Here is a 15713-nt window from a genome sequence, read left to right on the forward strand (position 1 = left end):
AAAAGTCGCTACGGACAACCGCTGGTTTATTCGTTTGATTAAATTAAAGCCCTCTAAAGTGCTTATCGCACTTTGGGACAAAATAGATATTATTTATATTCTCGGCTGGCAATTTGCCAACCAAGCAATAATTATTCACAAATATATTCTACAACTTCTAGGCCAAAACCTGAAAGTGAATGATAACGTTGTGTACTTGATGCAAGCAGACGCATTTTTGAAACGCCTAAATCCGATAAGATCTGAGAGCCCACACCAACCTGACGAGATTGATCTTTCGGGTTCAATTTCACTTTCGGTTGTCCGTTATCGTTCGCCGCAAGGTTTTTTACTTTAGTGATAATCGTGTCATGGTTTTCTTGCTTACTCAGCACAACCAATACACCACCTTCAGAAGCAATGCGTTGCATTGCAGTTGGCAATGTCCATTGCGATGCACCTGAATGTAGAACATCTTTAAACGTGTCTTGCAAATGAACACGTACTAACGTTTCTGCATTTTCTTTCACATCACCACTACGTAATGCATAGTGAATTTCATTATCGATGGTATCACGGTACGTAATCATATCGAACTCACCAAACTCTGTTGGTAAACGACATTCTGCAATTCGTTCAATCGTGGTTTCGTTGTTATTACGATATTCAATAAGATCAGCTATCGTACCTAGCTTCAATCCATGCTTTTCAGCAAATACTTCTAACTGAGGACGACGTGCCATCGTTCCATCTTCGTTTAGAATTTCCACAATAACACTTGAAGGCTCAAGACCAGCTAAACGCGCAATATCACACCCCGCCTCAGTATGACCAGCACGGCTAAGTACGCCACCTTCTTGTGCCATTAATGGGAAAATATGTCCCGGCATCACGATATCAGAAAAGCTGGCATCTGGTGCAACAGCAGCCTGTACTGTTGTTGCACGATCTGCGGCAGAAATACCTGTTGTTACGCCAACTGCGGCTTCAATAGAAACAGTGAAGTTAGTACTAAACTGCTCAGTATTGTCTTGTACCATTAATGGTAGATTGAGTTGCTTACAACGTGCATGCGTTAACGTTAGGCAAATCAAACCACGGCCGAACATTGCCATGAAGTTAACAGCTTCTGGCGTAATTTTCTCTGCTGCAATGATAAGATCGCCTTCATTTTCACGATCTTCATCATCCATCAAGATAACCATCTTACCTTGGCGAATATCATCAATAATTTCTTTCGCAGTGCTTAAAGCCATAACAATACCCTTCTCTAATCTTTATCCTAAAAACCCAGTTCTTGCTAATAAGTCCATCGTGACTTCTGACTTTTTGTCAGCGGCTTTATCACCTAGCATTAAGCGTTCTAAATAACGGGCAATAACATCAACTTCTAAGTTAACGACACGACCAACCTGAAATGATTCCATTGTCGTTTCTGAGGCAGTATGAGGAACAATCGTTAGCTTAAATTCATCGCCACGAATTGCATTAACCGTAAGGCTAATACCATCAATCGATACTGAACCTTTTTCAGAAATATACTTTGCTAAATGCGCTGGCGCTTTCACCCAGAATTCAATAGCGCGACCAGTGTGAGTGCGTTCAATGATCTTGCCCACCTCATCAACATGACCTGATACCATATGGCCACCAAAACGGGTGGTTGGTAACATCGCTTTTTCTAAATTTACTTTCTGACCCGATTTATAGTCAGTGAATGCGGTACGCTTTAATGTCTCTAACGATAAGTCAGCAACGTAGCCTTTACCGGTTAATGCTACAACGGTTAGACAAACCCCATTTGTAGCAATACTGTCACCCAGTTTAACATCAGATAAATCAAGGTTACCTGAATCAACCGTTACCGAAATATCAGCACCTTTAGGTGTCAAAGCAGAAATTGTACCGATAGCTTCAATAATACCAGTAAACATGTTTAAAATTCCTTGGTTCGCTCAAGCGTTAAACGCGAGCAATAATACGTAAATCAGGACCAATCATACGAACATCTGTTATCTCAAGGCTAAGTACTTGAGACATCGATGTCAGTCCTTTTAAGTTAATTAAGCTACGGCTATCACACCCCATCAGTTTAGGGGCTTGGTAAATAATAAGCTCGTCAACTAACCCTGACGCTAACAATCCGCCCGCTAACTCAGCCCCCGCTTCTACCCAAATATGGTTAATATCTTGCTTTGCAAGTTCAAGCATTAGCGACGTTAAATTTAATTGCTCTGAATCATCTTCCTTTGGAATGATCACTTGAGAAACAGAGTCAGACCACGTTTCTTGCCCCATTTCAGCACGAGCTAGTAGGGTTTTCCCTGCAAGACTAAACAGTTTAAAATCGGGTGTAACTCGGTTTTTACTATCAATAATAACTCGCGTAGGTTGGCGTAAAGCGACTTCTGGGTATTCAGCGTGTACTGGCTCACCCAGTTCACTCCAGCGTACATTTAATGATGGGTCATCAGCAATAACGGTAGAGCTTGTTGATAAGATAGCACCTGCTCGAGCGCGAAAGCGTTGCACATCGGCACGAGCTTCTGGGCCTGTGATCCACTTACTATCACCATTTGATAACGCTGTTCGCCCATCAAGGCTTGCTGCTAATTTTAGCTGTACATACGGCAGCCCGGTTTTCATTCGCTTGATAAACCCGGGGTTCAATGCTTGCGCATCTGCTGCTAATAAACCCGTTTGCACCTCAATGCCCGCAATTTGCAACATTTCGATCCCACGTCCACCCACCTTAGGGTTGGGATCTACCATGGCACAAACAACACGAGAAACATTGGCATTAATTAAGGCTTGGGCACAAGGTGGAGTACGACCAAAATGGGAGCAGGGTTCAAGCGTTACATACGCAGTGGCGCCTTTCGTTTGCTCGCCAGCGGCACGCAATGCAAACACTTCAGCATGAGGCTGACCAGCTTGGTAATGAAAGCCTTCACCAACAATGGTAGAGCCTTGGGCAATAACGCAACCTACATTGGGGTTAGGTGCTGTAGTGAAGCGACCACGTTTCGCCAATTCAATGGCACGTAGCATCATGGAGTGATCAATAGATGAGAACATCGAATGCATTCTTTTAGCTTAGAGAGTAATAGCCTAGCTCGCTGATTCTTTTCGAAAGCAGCAAGCTAATACTATTCTTTTATTTTTCTAACTTGGCAATTTCTTCACCAAATTCACGAATATCTTCAAAACTACGGTAAACAGAAGCGAAGCGGATATAAGCAACTTTATCTAGCTCTTTTAATGCTTCCATTACTAAGTTACCAATCATATCTGATGGTACTTCGCGTTCACCCGTTGCGCGTAAGCGGGATTTTATCGTGTTAATAGCACGTTCTATATCATCTGCGCTCACCGGACGTTTTTCTAACGCACGCTGAATACCACCGCGAAGTTTATCTTCATTGAATGAATCACGGTTACCGTTGGTTTTTATTACTCTTGGCATCACCAATTCGGCAGTCTCAAACGTTGTATAGCGTTCATTGCACGCTAAACATTGACGACGGCGACGAACCTGGTGACCATCTGCAACTAAACGGGAATCGATTACTTTGGTGTCATTGGCACCACAAAAAGGACAATGCATCACGCCTCCTAACTTTCGTCGACTCAGTGTACCCCATTTCAAGGTTAGAAAGAGAATATAACCATGGTTTTATTTATAATCTCGTAACAAAAAGGCGGCACATTGTGGCTATTTGCTCTGAAAAGCAAAACGGCACCTAAAAAGGTACCGTTAATTTAGGCTTGAAGTACGAAGTGACTACTCTTTAATCACCGCCGCTCAAGTATTCATTAAGCGTATACAGGTAAACGCTTACAGATTTCTAATACTTTCGCTTTCGTTGCTTCGATAACTTCAGGTTTATCTGTGTTATCAAGTACATCACAAATCCAACCAGCAAGCTGCTTAGTATCTTCAACTGTGAAACCGCGGCGAGTAATTGATGGCGTACCAATACGAATACCAGATGTTACAAACGGGCTACGCGGATCGTTTGGAACGCTGTTTTTATTAACGGTAATGTTAGCTGCACCCAGTGCCGCATCCGCTTCTTTACCTGTGATACCTTTGTCGATTAAATCAACAAGGAATAAGTGATTCTCAGTACTACCAGATACAATCTTGTAACCGCGCTCTAAGAACTCGCCAACCATTGCTTTCGCATTTTCAACAACACAAGCTTGATAAACTTTGAATTCAGGCTCCATTGCTTCTTTGAAGGCTACCGCTTTTGCTGCGATAACATGCATTAGAGGGCCACCCTGACCACCAGGGAATACAGCTGAATTCAACTTCTTATAAAGAGCTTCACCGTCATTAGACAAAATTAGACCGCCGCGAGGTCCTGCTAATGTTTTATGCGTAGTTGTTGTAACAACATGTGCGTGTGGAACTGGATTAGGGTAAACACCAGCCGCAATAAGGCCCGCAACGTGAGCCATATCAACGAAGAAGTATGCGCCCACTTTATCAGCGATTTCACGCATACGTTTCCAGTCTACAACTTGAGAATACGCAGAGAAACCACCGATAATCATCTTAGGTTTGTGCTCTAACGCCAATGCTTCCATTTCAACGTAATCGATCTGACCGCTTTCATCGATGCCGTAAGGAATGATGTTATATAACTTACCAGAAAAGTTTACTGGAGAACCGTGAGTCAAGTGACCACCGTGAGCAAGGCTCATACCTAATACAGTATCACCTGCATTTAGTAGTGCCATGTAAACAGCGTTGTTAGCTTGAGAACCAGAGTGAGGCTGTACGTTCGCGTATTCAGCACCAAAAAGCTGACATGCACGATCAATCGCTAGCTGTTCTGCTTTATCAACAAACTCACAACCACCGTAATAACGCTTACCTGGGTAACCTTCAGCATATTTGTTAGTCAGCTGAGATCCTTGAGCTTCCATTACACGTGGGCTTGTGTAGTTTTCAGAAGCGATCAACTCGATGTGTTCTTCTTGGCGTGCAGTTTCTTCCTGAATGGCTGCAAAAAGTTCCGCATCATAGTCGGCAATATTCATATCGCGCTTTAGCATCTGTCTCTCCTGACTAAGGTAGGTATAACCACAATATTTGGGTAAAAACGAAAAACCGCAAAGCTAGACGCCACGTGGACGCAAACGTTTTCGTATCACCAGTAATTAACGCTGTATTTTACAGAAATTGATCTAAATCAGATACCCCTAAAATCATTTATTATTACAATTTCTTCATGTTTATTATTGATGCTGACATGAATTATTTTCATATTCCAGTAAACACATTAAGGATAGGAAACATTCACTCAATATAAATTCAAGAAAAAAACAAAAAAAATAATTTACAACTGTGTAAAAAAATTATTACAGCTTCTATTTTTTTGCTTTTACCGTACTACTTCTTTCGATGAGGTTACACGATTAGAATTGCGCCCATAAATCATAAGGAGTTTTGTTTTGAGCGGTTCCAAGCATTCATTGAATGAGAATATTATTGCCATTCTCACAGGTACATTTATCGTTGCACAGGGAATATTTTTTCTTCAACAAGCAGACCTTTTAACGGGAGGCACAACAGGGCTAGCATTACTGCTTACCCAGTTTGTTGATGTGTCTTTTGGTAAGTTATATTTCTTAATGAATACGCCATTCTATCTCATGGCGTGGTTTCGTATGGGTAAATCATTTGCTATTACCAGCATCATTTCTGGTGGGCTAGTGTCTATTATTACTGACAACCTACACCTTGTATTAGAAATCAGCCGATTAGACCCTATTTATTGTGCCATTCTCGGTGGGCTGTTAATGGGCTTAGGTATGCTAATACTCTTTCGTCATCGTACAAGTTTGGGTGGGTTCAATGTACTCGTTCTGTACTGCCAAGAAAAATTTGGTATTCCAGCGGGGAAAATGCAGATGGGAATTGATATCAGTATTTTAGTGTGTTCATTCTTCTTTGTAACACCACTTGTACTCATGCTCTCGGTATTAGGCGCCGTGATGCTTAATCTTGTATTAGCCATGAACCATAAACCAAGCCGTTACAATTCAAGCACCGCGAAAGCAAGTGGCTGATTGTTATAGAAAATAAAATAGGTTCACTTAGCAAAAAGGCTTACCATTATGGTAAGCCTTTTTTAGGACAAGATAACATATAGATATCGAATCTAATTAAATTGCATCTTCGTCTTCTTCGCCTGTTCTGATTCGAACGACACGCTCAACATCGAACATGAAGATTTTACCATCACCGATTTTACCCGTTTGCGCGGTTTCGATAATCGTTTCAATACATTGCTCTGCGACTTCATCGGTCACAACAATTTCTAGTTTTACTTTTGGTAGAAAATCGACCATGTATTCTGCACCACGGTACAATTCTGTATGACCTTTCTGACGTCCAAATCCTTTAACTTCAGAAACAGTCATACCTGTGATACCCACTTCAGCTAATGCTTCGCGAACATCATCAAGCTTAAAAGGCTTAATAACGGCTTCAATCTTTTTCATTTCTCATCGTCCTTTGCTGAGTATGGGTCTATTTATGAATACAGGTATGTCACGTATAAACCTATTAACGTTAGCGCTATTATCACAGATTCAGCACTGTAATTTAAGAGTTTTCCGTTTGTAGAATAGTATTAGAATCCATCATTCGTAATAATAAAAACACCGCAAAGAGCAACACTATGCTGTTCAGGGTGAGTATCGCAATACTTCGAAACTCGGGAGAAATAAGGCTAGGTAAAAATGGAATAATACTAATACCAAAAAACATTGTGGCTGCAGGAATGAAAAAGTACAGTGGAATAAAGCCCCACATCATACCCCTAAATAACCCCGTAGTAGCGCAGATCCCAGAAAGTAACACCAACATAGCAACAATACTCGGCACGATACCTACTTGGTTATAACTAAAGATAACCGTGAATGACTCTATATATCTGAGTAAGCAAGTAGCAACTAATACTGCCAAGATCTTAGCTGCATTGGCTACATTTTTGTGTTTAAGATCGTCTAGTCCCATATTTCATCCTTGATAAGACCTTGAAAATGCATAAAACCATGCATGTAATACAATTATACTTATTAGTAACATCTAATAAGTGTGACAGCTCTCAAAGTAAAAGTTCCATTTACCTGTGCAAGCCATTAATTCAATCATAACTGCATTAGATCAAAAAACTCACTAAATTATTAATCTTCCGATAATAAAAAACCGCCACCTAAACAAGGTGACGGTTTTAATGTGTTGAAATCAATACTGGTGATTTGACCTAATATCCATTAATCATGGATAGCCAATTTATAGATTAACCAAGATTAACTCGAGCATTACGGAACATACGCATCCAAGGACTGTTCTCATTCCAGTCATCAGGGTGCCATGAGTTAGCCACAGTACGGAATACACGCTCAGGGTGAGGCATCATAATCGTTACACGGCCATCAGTGGTTGTTAAGCCAGTAATACCATTTGGCGAACCGTTCGGGTTTGCTGGGTAGTTCTGAGTAACATTACCGAAGTTATCAAGGTAACGTAACGCAACAGTACCTGATTGCTCTATCGCATTAAGGTGCTCACCATTACGTACTTCTACACGACCTTCACCATGAGAAACAGCGATTGGCATACGAGAACCAGCCATTTCGTTGAAGAACAACGAATCACTCTTCTGTACTTCAACTAGGCTGAAGCGTGCTTCAAAGCGCTCAGATTCGTTACGAACAAAACGTGGCCACAGATCTGAACCAGGAATCAGCTCACTTAAGTTCGACATCATCTGACAACCGTTACACACACCCAATGAGAATGTATCGTTACGCTTGAAGAATGCTTCAAATTGGTCACGAGCAATGTTATTAAACAACACTGATTTAGCCCAACCTTCACCAGCACCCAATACGTCACCGTAAGAGAAGCCACCACAAGCAACAAGCCCATTGAAACCTTCTAGCTGAACATTGCCAGATAGAATATCACTCATGTGAACATCTTTGGCTTCAAAACCAGCACGGTCAAAAGCCGCTGCCATTTCAACATGAGAGTTAACACCCTGCTCACGTAGAATTGCCATTTGTGGTTTGGCACCTAAATTAATTGCCGGCGCATTAACTACTGATGCACTACTCTTTGGTGCTTTTGTAATAAATGGAGCAGCAATAAATGGGGCGGCTACATCTTCATTAATGTCGAAGGTTAACTGAGCGCTAAGGCCTGGATCACTGCTATCTTTCTTCGCTTCAAACTCTTGCAATGCACCCGCTGGGTTATCACGCATCGCTTGCATCTGATATGTCGTTTCAGCCCAGACAGTACGAAGTTCAGTGCGGCTTTGCTCAAGAACGCGCTCATTGCCATTCCAGATACGAACCACGTCTTCATCAACCACGGTACCTATAACATGGCTGCATGCTGTTAAGCCATGCGCAGCAAGTACTGATTTCACCGTATCGAGGTCTTCAGTACGAACTTGAAGTACAGCACCTAGCTCTTCATTAAAAAGCATTGCCAGTACATCGTCACATGCATCGCTTTCAGACGTATTAATGTCAACTTCAACACCAGTGTGACCCGCAAATGCCATTTCAGCCAGAGTTACATATAAACCACCATCACCACGGTCATGGTAAGCCAATACTTTTTCATTACGTATTAATGCTTGAACTGCGTAGAAGAAGCCTTTAAGTAACTCAGGACTATCAACATCAGCAGGCTTGTCACCCAGTTGCTTGTAAACCTGAGCTAGTGCCGTCGCACCGAGACGGTTTTGACCACAACCCAGATCAATCAAGATTAAACTTGATTCACCTTTATCGGTACGCAGCTGTGGCGTTACTGTTTTACGGACATCTTCAACACGACCAAACGCGGTAATCACTAACGATAACGGAGAAGTAACTTCTTTCTGCTCGCCATCTTGCTCCCACTTGGTTTTCATCGACATCGAATCTTTACCAACCGGAATAGTTAAGCCAAGAGCAGGACACAACTCTTCACCTACCGCTTTAACAGCTTCGTATAAACCCGCATCTTCACCAGGGTGACCGGCTGGAGACATCCAGTTTGCCGATAGGTTAATACGCTTCATATCGCCAATGTCAGCACTGGCAATATTGGTAATCGCTTCACCAACGGCTAAACGAGCAGATGCGCCGAAATCAAGTAGGGCAACAGGCGTACGTTCACCCATCGACATTGCTTCGCCGTGGTAAGTATCATAACTCGCCGCTGTAACGGCACAGTTAGCAACGGGGACCTGCCATGGACCGACCATCTGATCACGTGCAACTAAACCAGTTACGCTGCGATCACCAATCGTAATAAGGAACGTTTTCTCAGCAACAGCTGGTAAGCGTAATACACGTTGTGTTGCAGCTTCTAATTCGATGCCAGTGCGGTCAATTGCCTGACCTTCAACTTTCAGTGTTTTTGCGTCACGATGCATTTTTGGTGCTTTACCTAATAGAATATCCATAGGCATATCGATTGGCGTATTATCGAAATGTTCATCTTCAAGTGTTAGATGACGCTCTTCTGTGGCTTCACCAACAACGGCAAACGGGGCGCGTTCACGTTTACAAATAGCTTCAAATACGGCCAGATTTTCTGGTGCAACAGCCATAACATAACGTTCTTGCGATTCATTACACCAAATTTCTAGCGGGCTCATACCTGGTTCATCATTAGGTACATTACGTAGCTGGAATTTACCGCCACGTTCGCCATCATCGACAAGCTCAGGTAAGGCGTTTGAAATACCACCAGCACCTACATCGTGAATAAATGCGATTGGGTTATCATCACCCATCTGCCAGCAACGGTCGATCACTTCTTGGCAACGACGTTCCATTTCTGGGTTTTCACGCTGTACTGATGCGAAATCTAAATCTTCTGCTGATTGACCAGACGCCATTGATGAAGCGGCGCCGCCGCCCAAACCAATGTTCATCGCTGGGCCACCAAGTACAATTAGCTTGGCACCAACTGGGATTTCTTTTTTCTGAACGTGATCGGCACGAATATTACCCATGCCACCAGCAATCATGATTGGCTTGTGGTAACCGCGAATCTCTTCGCCATTATGCGACGTCACTTTTTCTTCGTATGTACGGAAGTAACCTAGTAAGTTAGGACGACCAAATTCATTATTGAATGCCGCCCCACCGAGTGGACCTTCCAGCATAATATCTAATGCGGTAACGATACGACCCGGCTTACCGAAGTCTGTTTCCCAAGGCTGTTCAAAACCAGGCACACGTAAATTAGATACAGTAAAACCAACCAAACCAGCTTTTGGTTTACCGCCAAGACCTGTTGCGCCTTCATCTCGAATTTCACCACCAGAACCGGTAGATGCACCAGGCCATGGTGAAATCGCCGTTGGGTGGTTATGTGTTTCTACTTTCATCAGAATATGGGCAGCTTCCTGATGGTAGTTATATTGGCGAGATTCAGGGTTAGGGAAAAAGCGCCCTACTTCTGAACCTTTCATCACTGCTGCATTATCTTTATATGCCGACAGAACGTGCTCATGATTTTTTTCGTAGGTGTTCTTTATCATCTTAAACAATGACTTTTCTTGCTCGACACCGTCGATAGTCCAATCAGCATTAAAGATTTTATGGCGACAGTGCTCAGAGTTCGCTTGAGCAAACATCATTAATTCAATATCGTTAGGATTGCGACCTAACATCGTGAAATTTTCGACTAAGTAGTCAATTTCATCTTCAGCTAATGCTAAGCCCAATTTTAGGTTGGCATCTTCCAATGCCCTACGACCACCGACCAAGATATCAACACTTTGAACCGGAGCTGGCTCTGCTTGGGCAAATAATGCGGTTGCAGAATCTACATCAGTAAAGACAACTTCCATCATACGATCATGGATCAGAGCTTTTAACTCTGTAAGTTGTGCATTCGTAAGGTCTGCTGTTACTTCGATGTAGTAAGCCGTACCACGCTCTAAACGCTTAACGTTACCTAACGCACAGTTCTGCGCGATATCGGTGGACTTAGAAGACCATGGAGAGATAGTACCAGGACGAGGAGTAACAAGGAGCATAGTGCCAGTAGGCTCATGCTCTGCGATCGTCGGACCATATGTAAGCAGGCTCGCAAGCTTGCTTTGCTCATCTGAATTCAGGGGAGCAGAGACATCAGCAAAGTGCATGAACTCGGCATAAATGCCGGACACAGGTAGATTTAACTCGCGACAACGCTCTAATAGCTTATTAACGCGAAACTCAGATAGTGCGGGTGAACCACGCAAAATTTCCATGTGCGTACTACTCTCGATTAGCTAGTTGAATGAAGGTGATATTGGCCTAACACCCAACAAATATGGGTTTATTACGTCAATGTCACCTTTACCACTTTCGCGACTTTTTAGTACTTGAAAGTGAGTACATGGATTACGATGGAGCACAGTATAAAGGAATTTTTTTTGTGACGTAACTCCTGACGCAACCGTTTGCGCGTTTTTTTTACAACAACTGTAAAAAAAAAGATTTAAACCCGTTTTGAGACACACATTAACGAATTCATACAGAGTTCAAAGCAGAGTCTCTTTGCTGTAGTGCCGACCTTTGGTATAAAGAACACCAAATAATAATGATGAGCATGTTTTGTTGAGTAATAATTCGTTAATTACAAAGTTCCGAGAGCTCTTTGCCGCCACATTGGTATTAACATTGCTTTCTGGATGCCAATGGCAAGATGATAACTTGACCGATCTTGAAAAGATCCGTGAAAGCGGTGTTATCCGAGTAGGAACATTAAATAATCAGCTGTCTTATTACATTGGTAATGATGGACCAACAGGGCTTGATTATGAATTGGCTCAGCGCTTCGCCCAAAAGCTGGGGGTAAAGCTAGAGATGCAACCTATGTTTACCCTTTCTGGTTTATTCCCCTCTCTCGAACGTGGTGATATTGATGTCGTAGCGGCAGGCCTCACTATATCTAAAGACCGTATCGCAGATTATCACGCAGCCCCTGCTTATTATTATGCTAGCCAGATTGTTGTGTATAAAAATGGACAGTGGCGCCCAAGGAAACCTGCGGATTTAGCCCTCAATAAAGGTTCGTTAAGTGTCGTAAAAGGCTCTAGTCATGAAAAACGCTTAATCGAACTGAAAGAAATTTATCCTGATTTAACTTGGGACTCGATTGAAGAAACCGACTCTGATGAGCTACTACGCTTAGTGGCGAAAGGGGAACTTGATTTTACGATTGCCGATTCTGTTGATGTTGCACTAAGTCAGCGTATTCATCCCGATGTCGCAATTGCAATGGAACTGACCGAAGATGAACCGATTGCATGGTTTGTCAACAAATCAACGGATGATAGCCTGTACGCTCTGCTCATTGAATTTTTTGGTGAAATCAAACAAAGTGGTGAATTGGCTCAATTAGAAGAAAAATATTTCGGCCATGTTGGCAGTTTTGATTATGTCGATACGCGTGCATTTTTACGGGCGATTGAAAGTAAATTGCCCCGCTGGGAATCGTTATTTAAGAAGTACGCTAATGAGTTTGATTGGCGCTTAATTGCTGCGTTGTCCTACCAGGAATCCCATTGGAACCCACAAGCCGTATCGCCTACAGGTGTGCGCGGTATGATGATGTTAACCTTACCGACAGCCAAATCAGTTGGGGTTAAAAACCGCCTAGACCCAGAACAAAGTATTCGTGGTGGTGCAGAGTACTTACGCAAAATGATTAGCCGAGTACCCGACAGTATCGAAAGCCATGAAAAAGTGTGGTTTGCGCTTGCTTCTTATAATGTTGGCTTTGGTCACATGATGGATGCGCGTCGCCTTACCCACAAGCAAGGTGGTAACCAAGATACCTGGACCGACGTCAAACAACGCCTACCCTTATTACGCCAACGTAAATACTACCAGCAAAGCCGCTATGGCTATGCCCGTGGTGATGAAGCCTTAAATTATGTCGAAAATATTCGCCGCTACTATCAAAGCATCATTGGCTATGAACAAGCGCACAGCCACGATTATGATAGTGATGATGTACAAGTAGTTGATGGCTTGCAGACAATTACCTTACCGCCCGTGCCACCAAGACAAGCTAATGTGGATGGTTCACTAAACAATGAAGCAGCAATCAGCAGTGCAGAAAATACAATAGAAGATCCCGAGCCATCACAATAAACCAGTAACAAGCAATGTGATCAATCTTCCTACTCATACAAAAACAGTCCTGTATTACTCATTATGGTAATCAGGGCTGTGTGTTTTATGACCGAAGGGTCAACTATGTAAAGTTATTGCACTAAGATGGGATCGGGATCGTACGTGATTTTCAATAAGTAGGTAACAATCAAGCCATATGCATCAACGGATGCAATGCGTTCTGTGAACAATCATTTTCACAGTTTTTCAAAAGAGAAATGCTATGAGAATATCCAAACAAAAATCGACGGCTAATAACTTTAAAAAACACATGACATCAGCGGCAACACGCCGAAAGCGCCTGAGTGTCAATATTCGTCGTAAGATTCTTTGGCGCCAACGCACTTATGTACTCTCGGCAGTACTGGCAGATTAAGTCTGCGTTATCCATGTAAGAAAACAAGAAGCCCAGTTCAATTGACCGGGCTTCTTGTTTTCTAACTAAAGATTCAAACTAGGCATTATGCCAAATCTATTAATTATCTAACGCAGCTTGGCGCGCTTTCTTTTCAGCTTTCTTTTCGGCACGACGGCGCTTAAAAAAGGCTTGTAGCTGGGCTCGGCATTCTTCATCTAATACCCCTGCCTGACAATCAACATGGTGATTCACTTCATCGTAACTGAGTAAATTCATCACACTGCCCGCGGCACCCGTTTTTAAATCACTCGCACCAAAAATGACTTTACCAATTCGACTATGCACCATCGCCCCTGCACACATAGGACAAGGTTCAAGCGTCACGTATAGCGTGGCATCTAATAAACGGTAGTTTTGAATCACCTTTCCTGCTTGACGCAATGCCATCATCTCGGCATGAGCTGTCGCGTCATGTTGACCAATCGAGCGGTTCCATCCTTCACCAACAACCCGACCTTCATATACCACTACAGCACCGACAGGCACTTCGCCTTCAGCCTCTGCTTGGCTGGCAAGTTCAATAGCACGGCGCATATATAGTTCATCATGATTTTCGTCGGTGTTATCTGTCACAAGCTTTCTCATGTCTACATTTATTAGGGCGCAAATTATACCCAAACCACCTCAAGATACTAGCTGCGGTGATAACAGCTTACATTTTCCCCTCACAGTACAGCCTCATTTCAGTGACACTTTCACGCTTGTATTCAAACAAACATTACATTGTTTCACCTGAGTAAAAGTGATTTGCTATTTAGCCTAATTATCATCGAGCCAGAAATAAATATAATATCTCCCATCGGAACAAATGACGAAAAACGATATTTATTCGTCACTATAAGAATTCTCACCTACTGTGTATAAGTGGGAATACTATCAAAAAATAATAGGCCTGATTACTCACGTTGTGATTAGCCTAAATAGAGAGAAATAAAATGTCTGATCAATTTATCAAATCTAAAGCTGCTATCGCATGGGGGCCAAAACAACCTCTATCAATTGAAGAAATCGATGTAATGCTACCGCGAGCAGGCGAAGTATTAGTACGTATCGTTGCGACTGGTGTTTGTCACACTGATGCATTTACCCTTTCAGGCGACGATCCTGAAGGTATCTTCCCTGTGGTACTAGGCCATGAAGGTGGCGGTATTGTTGAACAAATTGGTGAAGGCGTAACAAGTGTTCAGGTTGGTGATCACGTTATCCCTCTTTACACTGCAGAATGTGGTGAGTGTAAGTTCTGTAAATCAGGTAAAACAAACTTATGCCAAGCGGTGCGTGAAACTCAAGGTAAGGGGTTAATGCCAGACGGAACAACTCGCTTCTATAAAGATGGCCAGCCTCTTTTCCATTACATGGGTTGTTCAACGTTCTCTGAATTCACTGTCTTACCTGAAATTTCACTAGCAAAAGTGAATAAAGAAGCCCCACTAGAAGAAGTATGTTTACTGGGTTGTGGTGTAACAACCGGTATGGGTGCTGTACTTAATACTGCAAAAGTAGAAAAAGGCGACACAGTTGCTATCTTCGGTTTAGGCGGTATTGGTTTATCTGCAATTATTGGCGCGAAAATGGCTGGCGCTAGCCGTATTATTGGTGTTGATATCAATGAAACTAAATACGAACTTGCGAAAAAGTTAGGTGCGACAGACTGCATCAATCCAACTAAATTCGATAAGCCAATTCAAGACGTTATTGTTGAAATGACTGACGGCGGTGTTGATTACTCATTCGAATGTATTGGTAACGTAAACGTAATGCGTTCAGCACTTGAGTGTTGTCACAAAGGTTGGGGCGAATCTGTCATCATCGGTGTTGCTGGTGCAGGACAAGAGATCTCAACCCGTCCATTCCAACTAGTGACTGGGCGTGTATGGCGCGGGTCTGCATTTGGCGGTGTTAAAGGTCGTTCAGAGTTACCAGAAATCGTTGAACGTTACATGGCTGGCGAATTCGCACTGGATGACTTCATTACTCATACTATGGGTCTTGAAGGTATCAATGATGCATTCGACCTAATGCACGAAGGTAAGAGTATTCGTAGTGTTATTCACTTCGATAAGTAACCTGTAGATCAAACGTAACGGCGATTATAACGCACGTTCTAATTGAA

At 42.6% G+C, this 15713-nt stretch carries 13 protein-coding genes; 4 read left to right on the plus strand and 9 right to left on the minus strand.

Going from position 1 to position 15713, the window contains the following annotated elements; translation table 11 throughout:
• Positions 1–131: 131 nt before the first annotated feature.
• From ribBA to glyA, 5 genes are all read right to left on the minus strand, one after another.
• Positions 132–1235 (minus strand): bifunctional 3,4-dihydroxy-2-butanone-4-phosphate synthase/GTP cyclohydrolase II, encoded by a 1104-nt coding sequence (gene ribBA, locus C9J48_RS04455; protein WP_006230841.1) that lies wholly within the window; start codon positions 1233–1235, stop codon positions 132–134.
• A 21-nt stretch (positions 1236–1256) separates the two neighbouring features.
• Positions 1257–1913, minus strand: coding sequence for a riboflavin synthase (locus C9J48_RS04460; RefSeq protein WP_006230840.1), 657 nt, complete (start codon positions 1911–1913; stop codon positions 1257–1259).
• A gap of 28 nt (positions 1914–1941) precedes the next feature.
• The gene (ribD, locus tag C9J48_RS04465; RefSeq protein ID WP_006230839.1) at positions 1942–3057 is read right to left on the minus strand and encodes a bifunctional diaminohydroxyphosphoribosylaminopyrimidine deaminase/5-amino-6-(5-phosphoribosylamino)uracil reductase RibD; all 1116 of its coding nucleotides are present in this window, start codon (positions 3055–3057) and stop codon (positions 1942–1944) included.
• Positions 3058–3136: 79 nt separating this feature from the next.
• Positions 3137–3586, minus strand: a complete 450-nt coding sequence (gene nrdR / locus C9J48_RS04470; protein WP_006230838.1) for a transcriptional regulator NrdR — start codon at positions 3584–3586, stop codon at positions 3137–3139.
• 209 nt (positions 3587–3795) lie between these two features.
• The gene (gene glyA, locus C9J48_RS04475) at positions 3796–5046 is read right to left on the minus strand and encodes a serine hydroxymethyltransferase (RefSeq protein WP_006230837.1); all 1251 of its coding nucleotides are present in this window, start codon (positions 5044–5046) and stop codon (positions 3796–3798) included.
• A 399-nt stretch (positions 5047–5445) separates the two neighbouring features.
• Here glyA and C9J48_RS04480 point away from each other — a divergent pair, with 399 nt between their 5' ends.
• Positions 5446–6063: a DUF6198 family protein gene (locus tag C9J48_RS04480; RefSeq protein ID WP_006230836.1), complete on the plus strand. Its 618-nt coding sequence runs from the start codon at positions 5446–5448 to the stop codon at positions 6061–6063.
• Positions 6064–6159: 96 nt separating this feature from the next.
• On the opposite strand, the gene glnB is transcribed toward C9J48_RS04480, so the two are convergent.
• The 3 genes from glnB to purL all read right to left on the minus strand — a co-directional run bounded on the left by glnB (position 6160) and on the right by purL (position 11270).
• Positions 6160–6498 carry a nitrogen regulatory protein P-II gene (gene glnB, locus C9J48_RS04485; RefSeq protein ID WP_006230835.1) on the minus strand — a complete coding sequence of 113 codons (339 nt, stop codon included), beginning with the start codon at positions 6496–6498 and terminating at the stop codon, positions 6160–6162.
• A gap of 103 nt (positions 6499–6601) precedes the next feature.
• Positions 6602–7015, minus strand: a complete 414-nt coding sequence (locus tag C9J48_RS04490) for a hypothetical protein (RefSeq protein WP_006230834.1) — start codon at positions 7013–7015, stop codon at positions 6602–6604.
• A gap of 286 nt (positions 7016–7301) precedes the next feature.
• Positions 7302–11270 carry a phosphoribosylformylglycinamidine synthase gene (gene purL / locus C9J48_RS04495; protein ID WP_006230833.1) on the minus strand — a complete coding sequence of 1323 codons (3969 nt, stop codon included), beginning with the start codon at positions 11268–11270 and terminating at the stop codon, positions 7302–7304.
• 346 nt (positions 11271–11616) lie between these two features.
• On the opposite strand from purL, the gene mltF reads away from it, so the two are divergent.
• Together mltF and C9J48_RS27820 are read left to right on the plus strand one after the other, a co-directional pair.
• A complete protein-coding gene (gene mltF / locus C9J48_RS04500) occupies positions 11617–13161 on the plus strand; it encodes a membrane-bound lytic murein transglycosylase MltF (RefSeq protein ID WP_006230832.1) in 1545 nt (514 codons plus the stop codon).
• Between the two features lie 244 nt (positions 13162–13405).
• Positions 13406–13558, plus strand: a complete 153-nt coding sequence (locus tag C9J48_RS27820) for a hypothetical protein (RefSeq protein ID WP_165481774.1) — start codon at positions 13406–13408, stop codon at positions 13556–13558.
• A 99-nt stretch (positions 13559–13657) separates the two neighbouring features.
• Here the strand turns inward: C9J48_RS27820 and tadA are convergent, their stop codons facing one another.
• Positions 13658–14185 carry a tRNA adenosine(34) deaminase TadA gene (gene tadA, locus C9J48_RS04505; RefSeq protein WP_006230831.1) on the minus strand — a complete coding sequence of 176 codons (528 nt, stop codon included), beginning with the start codon at positions 14183–14185 and terminating at the stop codon, positions 13658–13660.
• Between the two features lie 350 nt (positions 14186–14535).
• Between tadA and C9J48_RS04510 the strand changes: the two genes are divergently transcribed.
• Positions 14536–15666 carry an S-(hydroxymethyl)glutathione dehydrogenase/class III alcohol dehydrogenase gene (locus C9J48_RS04510; RefSeq protein ID WP_006230830.1) on the plus strand — a complete coding sequence of 377 codons (1131 nt, stop codon included), beginning with the start codon at positions 14536–14538 and terminating at the stop codon, positions 15664–15666.
• Positions 15667–15713 lie beyond the last annotated feature (47 nt).

Source organism: Photobacterium profundum (assembly GCF_003026285.1).
In the GTDB taxonomy this organism is placed as follows: domain Bacteria; phylum Pseudomonadota; class Gammaproteobacteria; order Enterobacterales; family Vibrionaceae; genus Photobacterium; species Photobacterium profundum.